The sequence below is a fragment of the Eudoraea sp. genome (assembly GCF_049665975.1).
GTDB lineage: Bacteria > Bacteroidota > Bacteroidia > Flavobacteriales > Flavobacteriaceae > Eudoraea.
The window spans coordinates 1-16,462 of the sequence record NZ_JBATGR010000023.1 but is presented as its reverse complement, the minus strand read 5'-3'; the positions used below and the strand labels follow the sequence as shown (position 1 = coordinate 16,462).

Genomic DNA, 16,462 nt, shown 5'->3' with positions numbered 1-16,462 from the left:
CCAGGAACTGATACAAATATTGCAGATATTACTGATGCTGCAGGCAATACCGGAATTGGTATTATAGCTGTTGATGTTCAGGCTGGTAACGGAGTAATCCATGTTGTAAACGAAGTTCTTCTTCCGAATTTGTAAAATTAATTCCCCCAAAGACGTTTCTTTGGACGACTAATTCAATTAGTTGATAGCTAAAACTCCCTTGAAAGTCAAGGGAGTTTTTTTTGTATCATTTTTTAAATAATTATGTTTTGTTAATCTTTTATTAATTTTTATTAAACAAAAGCAACCATATCTAAATTTTTATATCTTGTGTTTGAACACTAAGAATATCCACTTTTATTGCTTTTATAATGCTATACCCTACAGCAAGGTTTAAAAACAATTCAAATTGAATATTATCTTTTTGTTTAATTTTTAACAAGTATTATTTAAACTAATTGATAACTCGAAAACACCCTTATGATGAAAAAAATTACGTCTTTCAAACGCATTCTAATGTTTGCAATTTTATCCTTATTCGTATTGTCATGCGAAAAAAATGATGATGAAAACACAGCCCTACTGGCATCAGAAAAAAATTTAGTTGAAACTGCCCAAGAAACTGATGCGCTTAGCAGTTTAGTAGCAGCGCTAACTAGAGCTGATGAAAATGAGGGTACTGACCTTGTTACTGCTTTAAGCAGTGAGGGGCCCTTTACCGTATTTGCGCCAACCAATGATGCGTTTAAAGAATTACTTAGTGGATTAGAAAACTATGATTCTCTGGAAGATTTTGATTCAGAAGAAGAAAAAGAACTTCTTGCAGCTATACTTACCTACCATGTCTTTGCAGGTGGAGCACTACCTTCATCCGAACTAAGTGAAGGTCAGACTATAACTACTTTACAAGGAGAAGAACTTACAGTGAAATTAGACAATGGTGTCTTTATAAAGGATGCCACAGAAGCAGATGCACGGGTCGTAATACCGAATATTGAGGTTAGTAACGGAATTGTCCATGTAGTTGATAAAGTATTAATACCTCAGGCTATCCTGGATGCATTGAATCAGGAAGAAGATGAAGATGATGAAGAAGGGACTCTGGTAGACCTGGTTGTTGAGACAGAGAGCCTTTCCATACTGGAAGCTGCAGTAATTAAAGCCGGGCTAGTTGAAACTTTAAGTGGCGAAGGTCCTTTTACAGTTTTTGCACCTAAGGATGAAGCATTTATCGCTCTCCTGGAAGTTCTAGGGGATGACTACAACAGTCTGGATGATTTTGACACCGAAGCAGAAATGATGCTTCTTAGAGATATTTTACTTTACCACGTAATCCCTGCAGAAGTATTTGCTGCTGATCTGGAGGCAGGCAGCGTTCATACAGCCTTGGCAGACAATAGCCTGGAAATCATATCTTCCGGTGAAACCTTTGTAATCGGTGATGCTTCTGATACCAATGCCAATATTATCGGTGCTGACTTTACAGCTTCAAATGGCGTAGCACACATTATTGATAAAGTGCTTTTACCTCAGTCAGCAATAGACTTTGTGACTTCCCTAAGTCTGAAAACTATTGTAGAAATAGCTGTAGAAACAGATGATCTTAGCTTATTGGTTGAAGCACTTATACAAGCGGATGCCGGGTTAGTAGAACTATTGGGAGGCGAAGGACCATTTACCGTTTTTGCTCCTGACAACCATGCGTTTGTTGCATTGCTTGATGCTCTCGGTGATGACTATCACAGTCTCTCTGACTTTGACACTGAAGAAGAAAAAGCGCTATTGGTTGACATCCTTACCTATCATGTGGTATCGGGTACTGCGGCCTTCTCCGGTGATTTATCCAGCGGGCAGCATATCCCAACGGCACAAGGAGAAAGTATAGGTATAAATATCACCAACGGAACCGTGCATGTGGAAGATGCCACCGATACCAATGCAACTGTTGTGATCCCTGATGTTGAGGCAAGTAATGGTGTTGTGCATATAATCAACAAAGTACTTTTGCCACAGTCGGCATTAGATTTTATTGCTTCACGCAGCCTCAAGACTATTGTTGAAATAGCTGTGGAAACAGATGATCTTAGCTTATTGGTTGAAGCACTTGTGCAAGCAAATGCCGGATTGGTAGAACTATTAGGAAGCGAAGGACCATTTACCGTTTTTGCTCCTGACAACCATGCGTTTGTTGCATTGCTTGATGCTCTGGGTGATGACTATCACAGTCTCTCTGACTTTGATACCGAAGAAGAAAAAGCCCTGTTGGTGAAAGTTCTTACTTATCATGTTGTTGTAGGTACCGCAGCCTTCTCAAAAGATTTATTTGACGGTCAGGAAATCCCAACTGCTCAAGGAGAAAGTGTAAAAATAAATATTACAGGCAGCACGGTGCATATTGAGGATGCGACTTCTAACAATGCAACTGTGAGTTTACCAGATGTAGAAGCAAGCAACGGTGTAGTGCACATCATAAATAAAGTACTGTTACCTCAGGAAGTACTGGATATTTTATCTCCACCATTACCCAATATTGTAGAATTAGCCCAGTCGGTTGATGACCTGAGTCTTTTGGTTGATGCCTTGATACAGGCCGATGCCGGTTTGGTTGAAGTATTGAGTGGCGATGGACCTTTTACGGTATTCGCACCTACTAATGATGCTTTTGCAGCTTTATTGGATGCATTAGGCGATGATTACCATAGCCTTGACGATTTTGACACCCATGAAGAAAAAGCCTTATTGGCCAAAGTTCTTACCTATCATGTTGTGGCCGGAGCAGCTGTAGCTTCCAATGAACTTTCTGATCATCAGGAATTACCAACTGCACAAGGAGAATCTTTGTTTGCAATTATTAACCATGGGGTGGCCATCAGAGATAAGTCGGGAACCGATGCCAATGTAACAGCTCCAGATAATTTAGCCAGCAATGGCATAGTCCATATTATTGACAAAGTGCTTATACCGCAGGAAGTGATTAATATTTTAAATCCCCCAAGTCACTAATTAAAATTGATGGTTAGTTGATAAGTGGTTTTACTTAGTGATGAAGACTCCCCTAAAGTTTCAGGGGAGTTTTTTTGTAGGAAAAAAGTAATGGATTCTGCTTTGAAACGGGAGACATCAGATTTGAAACTGTTAGCATACAAAAAATGAGCCTTTACAACTATTCTTTTTTTTTAGTAGAACTATAGTGCATCTTTGAAGTCCCAAATCTTATCAAACTAAACCTACTTAAAGCTAGAAGCCCCGACACAAGTGTCAGGGCTTTTTTCATTAATGACAGGTTTAATTTACTTGTTCTTTTTCTGTTGCTCTGCCTGATCCATCATCTCTCTCATTTTACGCTGAAACTTATTTTCTTTTTTCGGTTTCTTTTTATTCTCCTGTATCTGAGCGTGTATTTTGTCCTCGTCCAGAATAAATTTCTTTATAGCTAACATGATAAAGATGGTAATAAGGTTCGACACAAAATAATACAAACTCAGGCCACTCGCATAATTATTAAAGAAGAACAGCATCATCAGGGGCGACAGATACATGATAAATTTCATATTTGGCATTCCAGGTTGCGTTTGCATATTCTGCCCTGTGGTCATCATCATATAAAAGAAAATTGCCACTGATGCCAATATTGGAAATAAACTCACATGGTCTCCATAAAAAGGAATAGTAAAAGGTAACTCGGCTATCGTATCATAAGAGGATAAATCTTCAGCCCAAAGAAAAGCTTTCTGCCGCAATGCAAATGAAGTGGGAAAGAACATAAATAAAGCATAGAAAATAGGTAACTGCAACAAAGCCGGTACACAACCACTCATAGGACTCACCCCTGCCTTATTGTACAGCTTCATGGTTTCCTGTTGCTTCTTCATCGCATTGTCCTTATATTTTTCAGTGAGCTCTGAAATTTCAGGTTTAAGCACCTTCATTTTGGCCTGAGATAAATACGACTTATAGGTAACAGGAGACATGACCAGTCTTACAAGAATAGTCATCACTACAATGGCAATTCCGAAGGGTAAAAAAGAACTTAAAAAGCCATAAAAAGGAGTGAACACATATCGGTTTATCCAACCAAAAATCCCCCATCCGTAAGGAATGGAATCCGCCAGTCCCAGCTCCTTGTATTTAGACAGCACTTCAATATCTGTTGGTCCGTAATACCAATTCATATTATAAGAAAGTTCACCACCGGCCATTTGTAAAGGTGCTACCGTAGCAAATTCCTTAGTTGTCATTGCTTCTTTACTCTCCTCCTCTACCAGGTTTTTGGAGCTTAAGTTTGCGGACTCAAAAGGAGTTTTTGTCGCCAGAATAGAACTAAAAAAATGTTGTCTGTAGGAAAGCCAGGTGACCCCATTCTCAATTTCTTCGTCATCACCACTCTCAGATAGTTTGCTTATTTTGCCTTCCTCATGTTTATAGGTAAGTCTGGTGTACCTGTTTTCATATTGAATACTTTTATTATGTCTGATACCCCTGAGTTTCCAATTAAGATTTATTGGCTGGGCATCATTTATTACCCCACTTAAACCCTGAGAACGTATTGTATAATCCACCAGATATTCAGCAGGTTTCATCTCATAGCGAAATTCCAGATACTGATTAGACGCAACCTTTGCCTTCATTGAAAGCACCTGATTTTCTCCATTTTTCGACATTGATGGTTCAAAAAACAGATCCTTTGAATCCAATACCCTATTATCTCTGGTTGAAAAATTAATCCCAAAAGAGGCGTTTCCGTCTTTAACTAAGTAAATAGGTATAGAATCAAAGGTGACAAATTTCTTCATCCTGGCTTCAATTATCTGGCCACCTTTGTTGCTTACTTCCAAAAAGAGGACTTCATTTTCAAGAATGGTAGTGCCTTCCTTAGCTGAAGTAAATCCAAAACCACCTATGGCTTTTTTGTAATCAGCAATCGCAACAGAATCTTGTAGATCTATTTTTGTTTCAGGCAAAACAGCCTGAGGAACTTCAGGTTCCTCCTCTATTACCTGAGACTCCACTTTAGCCCGTTCCGCTTTTTGAGCTTCCAGCTCCTCTGGTGTAGGTTGATTTTGGTAAAACCAAAAAATGAGAATACCAAATATCAGCGCGAAGCCGATGATGGAATTTATGTCCAGTTTTTTTTCTTCCATTTAACTTAATTTAAATACCAATCCGTTATGAATTTGGCTTATGCCCATGAGCGGATAGTTCCAAATGGTTTGCAAATATATATCCAATTGTGGAGTTTATGCCAAACTGGCATTAGTTTGTTGTCTTTTGTGCAGTAATACGGCTTTAACAAAGCCCACAAAAAGCGGGTGTGGACTAGCTACGGTACTTTTATATTCCGGATGATATTGTACGCCTATAAACCAAGGGTGAGAAGGCAATTCAATTATTTCCACCAATCCAGTTTCTTTATTTATTCCCGAGGCCAACATACCTGCTTTCTCCAATTCTTCCTTGTAATCATTATTAAATTCATAACGATGCCGGTGTCTTTCTGAAATAGAAGTTTGTCCATGGTAAACTTTATGTACAAGTGTGCCTTCGAGTATATCACAATCCCAAGCTCCAAGACGCATTGTACCCCCCTTATTGATTACAGATTTTTGAGCTTCCATTAAGCTAATTACAGGATGATCTGTACCTCCGTCCATTTCAGTAGAATTGGCATCTTTTAACCCCAAAACATTCCTTGCAAATTCAATTACTGCCATTTGCATTCCCAAGCATATCCCCAAAAAAGGAATATTATTCTCCCTTGCATATCTTACAGCTTTAATCTTGCCTTCAATGCCCCGCTCTCCAAAACCCGGTGCCACAAGAATTCCCTGAAGGCCCTTCATTTTTTCTTCAAAATTTTTAGCTGTGATATGCTCTGAGTGAATAGATCTGACATTTACTTTCACCTCATTTATTGCACCTGCATGAATAAATGATTCCAGAATTGATTTATAAGAATCCTGTAATTCAACGTATTTACCAATTAAACCAATAGTTACTTCAAACTTAGGATTTTTATGCCTGTCCAGAAATTCATTCCATTGATCCAGATCCGGAACCGTATTATCCGGTAAGTCAAGTTTTTGGAGTGCCACTGTATCTAATCCTTCATCCTGCATCATCACCGGAACATCATATATAGTTGATGCATCTATAGACTGTATTACGGCCTCTTTTTTAACATTACAAAACAATGCCAGTTTTTGTTTAATGTCATCAGACAATTCATGTTCTGTTCTGCACACCAGGATATCTGCCTTTATTCCACTCTCCATCAAGGTTTTAACAGAATGCTGTGTGGGCTTGGTTTTTAATTCTCCTGCTGCAGAAAGGTATGGGACTAAGGTTAGATGTATTACAATACCATTATTATCACCAAGCTCCCAAAGTAATTGCCTAACGGCTTCTATATAAGGAAGAGATTCTATATCCCCGACGGTACCCCCTATTTCAGTAATAACAATATCATATTCACCACTATTCCCAAGTATTTGAATTCGTTCTTTAATCTCATTAGTAATATGTGGAACTACCTGAACTGTTTTACCTAAAAACTCTCCGCGACGCTCTTTTTCAATTACACTTTGGTATACCCTTCCTGTGGTTACATTATTGGCTTGCGAGGTCTTTACATTTAAAAATCGTTCATAGTGCCCAAGATCCAGATCGGTTTCTGCACCATCATCGGTAACATAGCATTCTCCGTGTTCATAAGGGTTCAGGGTACCCGGATCTACATTGATATAAGGATCTAATTTTTGTATGGTGGTTTTATAACCCCTGGCTTGCAGAAGTTTGGCTAAGGACGCAGCAATTATTCCTTTTCCAAGTGAAGAAGTAACACCTCCCGTAACGAAAACATATTTAGTATCTGGCATAACGTACTTCTATATTACGGGATTCAAAGGTACAAAATGCAACTAGAATTTATTGGGTATCTTCAGGAAATTCTTTCCTAATTTTTCTAATGAGCCCCTCCATACCATTTATTTTAATTTCAAGAATAGCCTTCATATGTTCCCCAAGATTACCATTTGGAAAGCCAGTTCTTTGAAACCAGATTAAATAAGCCTCAGGTAAATCAAGCAGGTAGCGCTCTTTAAACTTGCCATAAGGCATTTTATAATGAGCCATTTCTATAAGTTTTTTCCTATCGGGTAATAGTTCCATTATTAAATCTAAATAAATTATCTTTAAGTTGTTATAAATGATATAAAATGAAACGAAGAACATTTATAGGTTCTTCTGTGGCCGCCTCCGTAGGTTTAGTTTCTACTGCCGGGATTGCTATGGAAGGTAAATCAATTACTACCAGTGATTTAAAAGGAAATATTAATCACAGTGTTTGTCGTTGGTGCTATAGCAAAATTCCAATGGAGGAATTTCTCGAAAACCTTAATGAATTAGGTATTACCGCAATGGATTTAACGGGCCCTGATGATTGGCCATTAATGAAGAAGTATGGGATTCATGCATCTATGTGCTGGGGTGCAGGCTTTGGTATTGAAAAGGGCTGGAACGATCCTAAACTTCACGAAGAGCTGATAAAGGATTATTTACAAATGATTCCGAAAGTGGCGGAAGCTGGTTACACCAATCTAATTTGTTTTAGCGGAAATCGCAATGGCATGAATGATGAAGACGGACTTAAAAATTGTGCAAAAGGATTAAAACAAATTATGCCTCTGGCAGAAAAACACGGCGTGGTTATTCAAATGGAACTTTTGAACTCTAAAGTAGACCACAAAGATTATATGTGCGATCATGCCAAATGGGGTATTACTTTATGCAAGCAAATTGGTTCGGAAAACTTCAAATTACTGTATGATATTTACCATATGCAAATTATGGAAGGTGACGTTATACGAACCATTCAGGAGCACCATCCCTATTTTGGCCATTATCATACTGGCGGTAATCCCGGAAGGCATGAAATTGATGAAACTCAGGAATTGTATTATCCGGCAATAATGAAAGCTATTTTAGAAACCGGATTTAAAGGCTATGTGGCGCAGGAATTTATTCCCAGTTGGGAGGACAAAATTGCAGCATTAAAGCAGGGGGTTACCATTTGTGATGTATAGCCCATATTAGAAAACGAACTGAAATTCTTAATTTCCCAGGGCGTCTTTTATTTTTTGATTCCAAGATTGCTGTTCCTCAATGTTTCGGGAATAGTTGGTATCATTATCATAAACTTGCTGATATTCTGCTAGTTCTTTATTTATTTGACGATAAATGGCTTTTACCTCGGCCTTCACATTTTTTGTAAATGTAGTGGTATCCATAATTTTTCTCATTTTCCTGGCAAACAATTCAGAGATATCAAAATGCAGCTGCTCGTGACTTAGAATTACTTCATCACATATTTTTGGCTGATACCATGATCTATTCGGATAAAAAAAAGTATTCACAGAATAATCCAATTCATATTTTCCATCTGCTTCTGTTGCAGAAAATTGATAGCTCAGCCCACTTGCAGTTGTGGCAGCTACCTTTGAACCCTCTATGGGCTCGGCTTTGAAATTAGCCCAGCTCAACCTTTGTTTGGGGTGCCAAAGAATTGCATCTTCCTCCTGAGCTAATGAAATTACAGACCATAGAAATACAAAAAAACCGAATATGAATCTTAGAGATCCCAATGAAATACAATTTCCTTTTTAATATCTGTATGAAGACTTAATATTACCGGGCATGTTCTCGCAGTATGCTCCAGAATTTTTCTATGCTTTTCAGTAGTTTTGGCCGGTAGATGAAGTAATATATCAATCTGAGATATCCTTCTTGGATCTGATGCCATATGCTTTGTAACTTCTGCAACAGAATTTTTTAGATCCACTTCCATGTCCCTGGCCTTAATGCCCATCATAGTAAGCATACAACTGGCTAAAGCTGTAGCAACGGTATCTGTAGGAGAAAAGGCCTGTCCAAGGCCATTATTATCAACCGGTGCATCTGTAATGATTTCATTCCCCGAACGCAGGTGAATACAGCTGGTGCGTAATTCGCCTATATATGTAACTTTTGAAGTCATGGTTGAGGATTAATCTGCGTTATTCGCATATCCTGGTACATCATTATATAGGAAGCTGTATTGTAATATCCGGAAGAAGGTTCATTTCCATAATCAAATTTATTCCCGCAATATTCTGTAATCCCAACGATATTTGAAACCTCAAACAAATTCAGCTTATACGCCAATTTTAAGAGAAGGTCATAGGTAATATCAAAACCACGTACCGCGTAACGGTCCGGATCTGCTCCAAATCGTCTTCTGTATCTTCTTACGAAAGCATTATTATTAGTTTCTTTGTAAACAGAGGGATAGGTGAAATTGAGGTTAGACAAATGCGCCCCTGAGATAACATCATTTTCAAATGCCTTATTCTTATTGGTAGTAAACATCCGTACTTTGGTGGTATCTGAATTAGACGAATTAAGAATGGAACTCACACTGGAAACCACTTTAAAATTATCGGTCTCTACAAAAACCCAGTTCTCGGTATCAAGAGAAAGAAGACTGGCAAATACCTCCAGATCTAAAGAAATATTTTCTTCATCTTCCTGAAGATCTATAGATTTCGCTAAAGGAAACTTTTCCTTTATCTGTTCGCCAACCGGCTTATTCTTTGCATCGGTAATCACAATAATATTCTCATCCGATATGGAATCTTTAATAAAACCGAGCATGCGTTCACGTAAAATCTGATCAGATGGAATGGAAAAGAAAACATTTTCGAGTTCGAAATCACTTGTTGATGCAAGAGGCGCAATAACCGGCACCTGAGCATTAGCAGCCTTTATCGCCACTTCTTTTAAGGAATTCAATTGTAATGGCCCTATTATGGCGCTAACCCCTTCTAAATTTTCTCCCTGCAGTAGTTGTCTTGTTCTGTCAGAATTTAACTGAGTATCGAATGTTTTTACATCAACAGAAATACCCAGTTCCGAAATAGAATCTAAAGCAACCAGGGCTCCACTATACAAACCAAGGCTATAGCTTATAGCATTACTTCTCGCAATTGCCGCTGTAGCATTATCAACATCACTAAGGTCTAATTTATCAGTACGAAAGGGAAGTAAATAAATTAGTTTTGGTTTATTAATGGTATTGATACTATCTAAAAGGTTTATTTTATCAAGGATCAATGAATTCTTCACTTCAAAGTTTCCTGTTTTATCCTTAGGGAGTTTTAGAACCATTCCGGCCTTTAAACCTTTGGAAAGATCCGGATTGAGTTCAAGTAATTCCTTATAATCAATCCCCAAATTCCTGGTTAAAGAGTATACAGTTTGTTTGGGTTTAACTTCATAAAAAAGAAAATTATCGGTATTCACCTCATTATCGTCACTTTTCATTTCCGGCAACCTAATTACCATATTTTCCTTTAACCCCCCGCGTTCCCCAATCTCAGGATTAAGCCTTACAATATCCTGGGAGCTAATATTATATTCCTGCGAAAGGCTATATAAAGTCTTTTTTGGCGGAACCGTGTAGGAAATATACAATTGCACGTTTTGATCCTCCAGACTGCTCCCTGCAATTTTAGGAAGCTTCAGTTCCTGACCTTCTGCCAGAAAACTCGTGACATCTGATAATTGTGGATTTAAGGCAAGAAGGCTATCTATGGTGATTCCATATTTATTGGCAATACTCCATCTCGTTTCTTTTGGCAGTACCATATAAGTTTCGAAATCAACAAGGTTAATACTGTCGTTTTCAACTTAAACTTACAGGTATTAAGGAATTTTTAAGCGGATTCCCTTTTTTAACTGACTAGCGTATAATTTGGTATTATAACGTTTAATATCTTCTTCAGAAACATTATATTTTTGAGAAATACTAAAAATAGTTTCTCTTTTCCTAACCTTATGTGTAATAAAGGCTACCGGTTTTTGCTGTTCTTCCTTTAGCTGTTTTAAATTTAATGCTATTGAATCCTTTGCGCTTAATACTTTAGCACCCATAGGAATAACCAATATGGTATTTGGCTTGAGTACATCTCCCTCTGCTATTTCCTTGTTATACTTTAGGATATCAGCAGGGTTTACCTTGTATTGTCTCGCAATACTATAGACTGTTTCTCCAACTTTTACTGCATGAGAACTAAACTGTTGTGCCATGGCTTGCCATGAAAACAGCATAATTGCAGTAGTTGTAATTAAAATTCTTAGTGACATGCTTGTAGGTTTTATTCCCATTCTATTGTAGCCGGGGGTTTTGAAGAGATATCGTAAACTACTCTATTTACTCCCGGAACTTTATTTATTATTTCATTGGAGGTCTTTTGCAAAAATTCGTATGGTAAATTAACCCAATCTGCAGTCATACCATCTGTACTTTCGACTGCCCGCAAAGCTACACATTTTTCATAAGTTCGTTCATCTCCCATGACCCCTACACTATTTACGGGTAAAAGCATGGCTCCGGCCTGCCAAACCTCATTATACAGCCCCCATTCCTTCAAACCATTAATAAAAATGGCATCTACTTCTTGCAAAATATTTACCTTTTCTTGTGTTACATCGCCCAATATTCGTATGGCCAATCCAGGTCCAGGAAACGGATGACGCCCCAAACGTTCATCTTCTATTCCAAGAGTTCCCCCTACCCTTCTCACTTCATCTTTAAACAACATTTTCAGGGGTTCCACCACTTTTAGTTTCATAAAATCGGGTAACCCTCCTACATTATGATGACTCTTAATAGTTGCCGAAGGTCCTCCTGTCGCCGATACCGACTCAATCACATCGGGATAAATTGTTCCCTGGGCAAGCCATTTGGCATCTTCAACTTTATGCGATTCATCATCAAAAACATCAATAAAAATACCCCCAATAATTTTTCTTTTCTTTTCAGGATCATCTTCTCCAGCTAGAGCATTCAAAAAACGTGCCGAAGCATCAACTCCTTTCACGTTAAGACCCATATGCTCATACTGATCCAGCACTTCCTGAAATTCATTTTTCCTGAGTAATCCGTTATCAACAAAAATACAATGGAGATGTTCTCCTATTGCCTTATGCAATAAAACGGCTGCAACAGTTGAATCTACACCCCCCGACAGTCCAAGAATAACTTTTTCACTTCCTATTTTTTTCTTTAATTCTGCCACTGTGGTTTCCACAAAAGCATCCGGAGTCCAGGTTTGCTGTAAACCCGAAATATGCACTAAAAAATTTTCCAAAAGCAGTTTTCCCTGTTTGGTATGATATACTTCCGGGTGAAATTGAATACCATAGGTTATTTCCCCCTCAATTTTATAGGCCGCATTTAACACATCATTTGTACTGGCCAGCCGCACTCCATTTTCAGGTAATTCTTTTATAGTATCACTATGGCTCATCCATACCTGTGAATCTTCTCTAATCTCATAAAAAAACGGTTCATCTCCATCAATTGAAGTAAGTCTTGCCCGGCCATATTCGCGCGTATTCGAAGGCGCAACAATTCCTCCACCAAAATGAGCCAGGTATTGTGCCCCATAACAAATGGCTAGCAAGGGAATTTTCCCTTTTATATCCGATAAATCAGGGTGCGGGGCATCATCTGCCCTAACCGAGAAAGGAGAACCGGAAAGGATTACAGCTTTATAACCCGACATGTCTTCCGGCGGTTTGTTGTAAGGCTTAATTTCGCAGAAAATATTAAGTTCCCTAACCCGTCTGGCTATGAGTTGTGTATACTGGGAACCAAAATCTAAAATAAGGACGTTGTTTTGCATGCGCAAAAATAGTAATTCAAGGGATTTTCAAAAGCAAGTTTTAGGTATATTTATAACATCTTTATTAACGCTATATAAATGAAACATCTAAATGCCATAATATTCGGTGTCGCAATAGTGATATCGGCCTATTTCCTGGGTAATGCTTATGTAGAGCGTTCAAATCCTGCGCGGTTGATTTCTATTACAGGGCTTGGAAATGAGAATTTCACATCAGACCTTATTGTATGGGAAGGACGTTTTGTTGCCTTTAACACTGTTTTAAAGACGGCTTTTGAACAATTGAACAAGGATAAGGAAATAGTAAGTGATTATCTGATATCTAAAGGAATAAGTCCGGAAAACATAATTTTTAATGCTGTTCAAACTATTGAACAGCGCGATAATAAGTACGACAACGGAAATTTTGTTGGTTCAATCTTTCGGGGGTACGAACTATCCCAATCTGTTCAGATAGAATCTAGTGATGTAGCACTTGTTGAAAAAGTATCCCGGGAGATCACTGAACTGTTAAACAAAGGAGTACAGTTTAATTCTTCACCCCCTCGTTATTATTATACCAAATTATCAGATCTTAAGATTAAGATGATTTCCAAGGCAACGGAAGATGCCCGTATCCGAGCTGAAAAAATAGCCGAAAATTCAGGTGGCACTTTAGGCGATCTTATTTCTGCCCGTATGGGTGTTTTTCAAATAACAGGACAAAATTCTGACGAGGATTACAGCTGGGGTGGAGCATATAATACCTCAGCTAAAAAGAAGACTGCCTCTATAACCATGCGCCTGGAATACAAGGTGAAATAAGATAGTTTGGGCGCTGTTTACAATCGCACGGTTTATAATAGCAACCAATTAAAAAAAATTAATTGAATTCCAACAAATTATATTTTTTTTTATTACCAAAAGTTATTTTTAGTTAAATATTATATTGTTTTAGATATTTCATTATCCTGATTTGAAAGAATACAAATATTATGAATTACTCTAAGCAGCTAAGTAAGGTAAAAAGAAAAAGCCCCGACGACGATCGCCAGGGCTTTTCAAATCAAAAACCAACCTAAACACATGAACTTGTTATGACACAATTTTATCTATAAAAAATAAACTTTTTCATAGCAATTTATATATATAACAATCTTCTCTAAAAATACCCTACCTCATTTTTAAATTTTTTATCTTTATAACGATGAAACCCATGGAAAGAACACATCAGATTTTTAAAGATTTACAGGAAGAACTAAAAAAAGGAAGTACGCAAAAATCGCATCCCTTTCGCTACTTTACCCTGGGCACGGTAGGTTTGGATCGTTTGACCAGGCAAAGAACATTGGTTTTAAGAAAGGTTTCTGATGAACTGCAACTTTCTTTTTATACTGATTTCCGCTCAAAAAAAATTATTCATATAAAGGAAAATAATAAGGTGGGCTTATTATTTTATTATCCTGAGAAGCTCTTACAAATAAAAATTGAAGGTATTGCTACCATAATTAAAGGAAAGGCTATAGAAGAAACTTATAATAATGGTGTTCCGGAAAAAGCGCGTAAGGGTTATACCACTGCCCTGGCACCGGGTACGCCACTCGAGGATCCAGCGGTAATAGAATACCTTAAAAAGGAGAATCACTTCTGTGTGGTTGAAATAACCCCTTTTAAAATAGAATACCTTAAATTGCAACAGCCTGAGCATCTGAGGGTTCGGTTTTCTAAGCGACAAGAACTTTGGAGCGGAGAATTCCTGGTCCCGTAAAACGGTACCTATTATTTCATAGTATCCAGTATAACTTTTATGTCGTCTTCTGTGGTATCCGGATTAATAAAACAAAACCGGGCTACTGTTTCAATATTTTCTTTGGTTTTCCATTTGCTGGGTGTAACCAGGGCTATCCCCTCCCGGTGATTTGTGTAAGTCCAGTTTTTATAATCATCCGCAGACCAACCTTTACGCCTGAATAGCACGCAGGAGAGCCCTGGTGGCCGAATCAATTCCAATTCGGGCCGGAATGAAATTAATTCCCCTGCCAAATTAGCCAATTCAATTCCTCGTTCCACCGCCCATTTATATTTATCCGTTCCGTGCATAGCAAGTGAAAACCACAACGGTAATCCCCTCAACCTCCTGGTTAATTGTATCTGGTAATCAGAAGGATTAAACCCATGCGCACCAGGATCTTTAATAATATCCAGATAAGAACCTTCCTGTGAATGAGCAGCTTTGGCCAATTCGGGATCTTTATAGATAATAGCTCCACAATCATAGGGGGAGAACAACCATTTATGCGGATCTATAGTTATACTGTCCGCTTTTTCAATCCCATTAAACAGATGCCTTACCGAATCTGCCGCAAGTGCCCCACCCCCATAAGCTGCATCTACGTGGAACCAAAGCTTAAGTTCCTTACAAATTTTTGCAATACCATTAAGGTCATCAACAATACCAGCGTTGGTAGTACCGCCAGTGGCCACCACAGCAAAAACCCTTTCCATAGTGCTTTTATCCAGGGAATCAATTTTCTTCTGCAAGGCTTCTGCAGTCATCAGATCATCTGTTTCCACCAGGAGCACATCGGCATCAATAACCTTTGCCATAGCCTTAATAGAAGAGTGTGCACCCACCGAAGTAATGAGACATCCTTTTTTATTTTGATTTTCCTTACTCCTTCTCCAATATTCCCGAGCTGTTACCATCGCCGAGAGATTTGCAGCAGTTCCTCCGCTGGTAAAGACACCAAATGCACCTTTGGGCATGCCAGTAAGTGACACCAGCCACCTTATGGCCTCATTCTCACAGAAAATACCTCCTGCGCCTTCCATCCAATAGGCCCCGTGTATACTGGATGCCGAGGTAACAAGGTCGAACATAATGGCCGCACGTGTAGGAGCTGCAGGTACAAAAGCCAGATGCCTTGGATGATCTATCGGAACGGTTGCTTTTACCAATACATCACGAAAAAGACGAAAGGCATTTTCCCCACCAATACCAGAAGGTGTGATGGTCTCCCCTGCCTGTAGCTTTAATTCTTCCTCTTTCCTGGGTGCTCCCAATTCGGGAGACTCATTGGTAATTCTATGAATGGCATATTTCATGACATCAAGGGTCATTTCCACCAATTCTATATCCACGTTATGCATGAGCTATGTTTTTACCAAAAGTACACTGGAAAAGAAATCTATACCATTAATTGGCTTAGTATTTTAACACTAAAAATTCTTGTTTTAATGGATTCAATGCATTTAATAAAAAAGGAATAAGCTTGTCTCCCATTTCCAGATAGAGTTCTGAAAAATTCAGAGAACGTTCTTGCAGCGATTGATTGGGGAATAACTTGTTCTGGAGTGCTGTTAATCTAATCACCTGGTCTTTAAGTTTTAGTTTCTGGGCCTTTAATAATCTTTTTTCCAGATGGTTAAGTCCGTTTAATTGCTTTACCTCCTGTGCCTTTACCGCACCTAAAAAGGATTTATCTGTTTCTTCAGCCATTTTAAAAAGCGCTTCAAACTGATTGCTCAGATGTTCTTTTTGACTTGATAAATCGATATCAATATTAGAAATATCCCGTATTCTTTTATTAATAAGACTGGTTTGTTTTAAAAACAAATCTGCTGGAACAAGGTCCAAATTTTGTATTTTCTTATTTTCTTTTTCTGATATCATCACTGCCGAATTACGTAAAAGTAAGATGGGAAATGGCACTTTCATGGCATCAAAAGATGATTTAAGCTCCAACCAATAAGCTAATTCGCCTCCTCCCCCAATATAACAT

Annotated in this window: 14 protein-coding genes; 4 read left to right on the top strand and 10 right to left on the bottom strand. The window is 38.3% G+C overall.

What is annotated here, in order from left to right; translation table 11 throughout:
• The first annotated feature begins 495 nt into the window (after positions 1–495).
• The gene (locus WBN20_RS00825; protein ID WP_424280369.1) at positions 496–2,982 is read left to right on the top strand and encodes a fasciclin domain-containing protein; all 2,487 of its coding nucleotides are present in this window, start codon (positions 496–498) and stop codon (positions 2,980–2,982) included.
• A gap of 287 nt (positions 2,983–3,269) precedes the next feature.
• Here WBN20_RS00825 and yidC read toward each other — a convergent pair whose 3' ends face one another.
• The 3 genes from yidC to WBN20_RS00810 all read right to left on the bottom strand — a co-directional run bounded on the left by yidC (position 3,270) and on the right by WBN20_RS00810 (position 7,146).
• Complete coding sequence (gene yidC / locus WBN20_RS00820) at positions 3,270–5,120, bottom strand: membrane protein insertase YidC (protein ID WP_424280368.1); 1,851 nt, start codon at positions 5,118–5,120, stop codon at positions 3,270–3,272.
• 96 nt (positions 5,121–5,216) lie between these two features.
• Positions 5,217–6,854 carry a CTP synthase gene (locus WBN20_RS00815; RefSeq protein ID WP_424280367.1) on the bottom strand — a complete coding sequence of 546 codons (1,638 nt, stop codon included), beginning with the start codon at positions 6,852–6,854 and terminating at the stop codon, positions 5,217–5,219.
• A 49-nt stretch (positions 6,855–6,903) separates the two neighbouring features.
• Positions 6,904–7,146: a DUF3820 family protein gene (locus WBN20_RS00810; protein WP_424271035.1), complete on the bottom strand. Its 243-nt coding sequence runs from the start codon at positions 7,144–7,146 to the stop codon at positions 6,904–6,906.
• 47 nt (positions 7,147–7,193) lie between these two features.
• Between WBN20_RS00810 and WBN20_RS00805 the strand changes: the two genes are divergently transcribed.
• Positions 7,194–8,060, top strand: a complete 867-nt coding sequence (locus WBN20_RS00805; RefSeq protein WP_424280366.1) for a hydroxypyruvate isomerase family protein — start codon at positions 7,194–7,196, stop codon at positions 8,058–8,060.
• A 27-nt stretch (positions 8,061–8,087) separates the two neighbouring features.
• Here the strand turns inward: WBN20_RS00805 and WBN20_RS00800 are convergent, their stop codons facing one another.
• The 5 genes from WBN20_RS00800 to guaA are packed head-to-tail and all read right to left on the bottom strand — an operon-like array spanning position 8,088 to position 12,701.
• Positions 8,088–8,618, bottom strand: coding sequence for a DUF922 domain-containing protein (locus WBN20_RS00800; protein ID WP_424274605.1), 531 nt, complete (start codon positions 8,616–8,618; stop codon positions 8,088–8,090).
• Positions 8,606–9,010, bottom strand: a complete 405-nt coding sequence (locus WBN20_RS00795) for an OsmC family protein (protein WP_424274604.1) — start codon at positions 9,008–9,010, stop codon at positions 8,606–8,608. The genes WBN20_RS00800 and WBN20_RS00795 overlap by 13 nt, the downstream gene beginning before the upstream one ends.
• Entirely contained in the window at positions 9,007–10,659 is a 1,653-nt protein-coding gene (locus WBN20_RS00790; protein ID WP_424280365.1) for a LysM peptidoglycan-binding domain-containing protein, read from the bottom strand. The genes WBN20_RS00795 and WBN20_RS00790 overlap by 4 nt, the downstream gene beginning before the upstream one ends.
• A 57-nt stretch (positions 10,660–10,716) precedes the next feature.
• Positions 10,717–11,157, bottom strand: a complete 441-nt coding sequence (locus WBN20_RS00785; RefSeq protein WP_424280364.1) for a LysM peptidoglycan-binding domain-containing protein — start codon at positions 11,155–11,157, stop codon at positions 10,717–10,719.
• Between the two features lie 11 nt (positions 11,158–11,168).
• Positions 11,169–12,701: a glutamine-hydrolyzing GMP synthase gene (guaA, locus tag WBN20_RS00780; protein WP_424280363.1), complete on the bottom strand. Its 1,533-nt coding sequence runs from the start codon at positions 12,699–12,701 to the stop codon at positions 11,169–11,171.
• 78 nt (positions 12,702–12,779) lie between these two features.
• On the opposite strand from guaA, the gene WBN20_RS00775 reads away from it, so the two are divergent.
• Positions 12,780–13,505, top strand: a complete 726-nt coding sequence (locus WBN20_RS00775) for an SIMPL domain-containing protein (RefSeq protein WP_424280362.1) — start codon at positions 12,780–12,782, stop codon at positions 13,503–13,505.
• 391 nt (positions 13,506–13,896) lie between these two features.
• Positions 13,897–14,448: a pyridoxamine 5'-phosphate oxidase family protein gene (locus tag WBN20_RS00770; RefSeq protein ID WP_424280361.1), complete on the top strand. Its 552-nt coding sequence runs from the start codon at positions 13,897–13,899 to the stop codon at positions 14,446–14,448.
• A gap of 11 nt (positions 14,449–14,459) precedes the next feature.
• Here WBN20_RS00770 and WBN20_RS00765 read toward each other — a convergent pair whose 3' ends face one another.
• Positions 14,460–15,830 (bottom strand): pyridoxal phosphate-dependent decarboxylase family protein, encoded by a 1,371-nt coding sequence (locus WBN20_RS00765; protein ID WP_424280360.1) that lies wholly within the window; start codon positions 15,828–15,830, stop codon positions 14,460–14,462.
• 55 nt (positions 15,831–15,885) lie between these two features.
• Positions 15,886–16,462 (bottom strand): bacillithiol biosynthesis protein BshC (gene bshC, locus WBN20_RS00760; RefSeq protein WP_424280359.1); only part of this gene is annotated, 577 nt, incomplete at its 5' end.

Coding starts and splice junctions, on each gene's coding strand:
- WBN20_RS00825 (WP_424280369.1), top strand. CDS start 496: ATGTTTGCAATTTTATCCTTATTCGTATTGTCATGCGAAAAAAATGAT.
- yidC (WP_424280368.1), bottom strand. CDS start 5,120: ATGGAAGAAAAAAAACTGGACATAAATTCCATCATCGGCTTCGCGCTG.
- WBN20_RS00815 (WP_424280367.1), bottom strand. CDS start 6,854: ATGCCAGATACTAAATATGTTTTCGTTACGGGAGGTGTTACTTCTTCA.
- WBN20_RS00810 (WP_424271035.1), bottom strand. CDS start 7,146: ATGGAACTATTACCCGATAGGAAAAAACTTATAGAAATGGCTCATTAT.
- WBN20_RS00805 (WP_424280366.1), top strand. CDS start 7,194: ATGAAACGAAGAACATTTATAGGTTCTTCTGTGGCCGCCTCCGTAGGT.
- WBN20_RS00795 (WP_424274604.1), bottom strand. CDS start 9,010: ATGACTTCAAAAGTTACATATATAGGCGAATTACGCACCAGCTGTATT.
- WBN20_RS00790 (WP_424280365.1), bottom strand. CDS start 10,659: ATGGTACTGCCAAAAGAAACGAGATGGAGTATTGCCAATAAATATGGA.
- WBN20_RS00785 (WP_424280364.1), bottom strand. CDS start 11,157: ATGTCACTAAGAATTTTAATTACAACTACTGCAATTATGCTGTTTTCA.
- guaA (WP_424280363.1), bottom strand. CDS start 12,701: ATGCAAAACAACGTCCTTATTTTAGATTTTGGTTCCCAGTATACACAA.
- WBN20_RS00775 (WP_424280362.1), top strand. CDS start 12,780: ATGAAACATCTAAATGCCATAATATTCGGTGTCGCAATAGTGATATCG.
- WBN20_RS00770 (WP_424280361.1), top strand. CDS start 13,897: ATGGAAAGAACACATCAGATTTTTAAAGATTTACAGGAAGAACTAAAA.
- WBN20_RS00765 (WP_424280360.1), bottom strand. CDS start 15,830: ATGCATAACGTGGATATAGAATTGGTGGAAATGACCCTTGATGTCATG.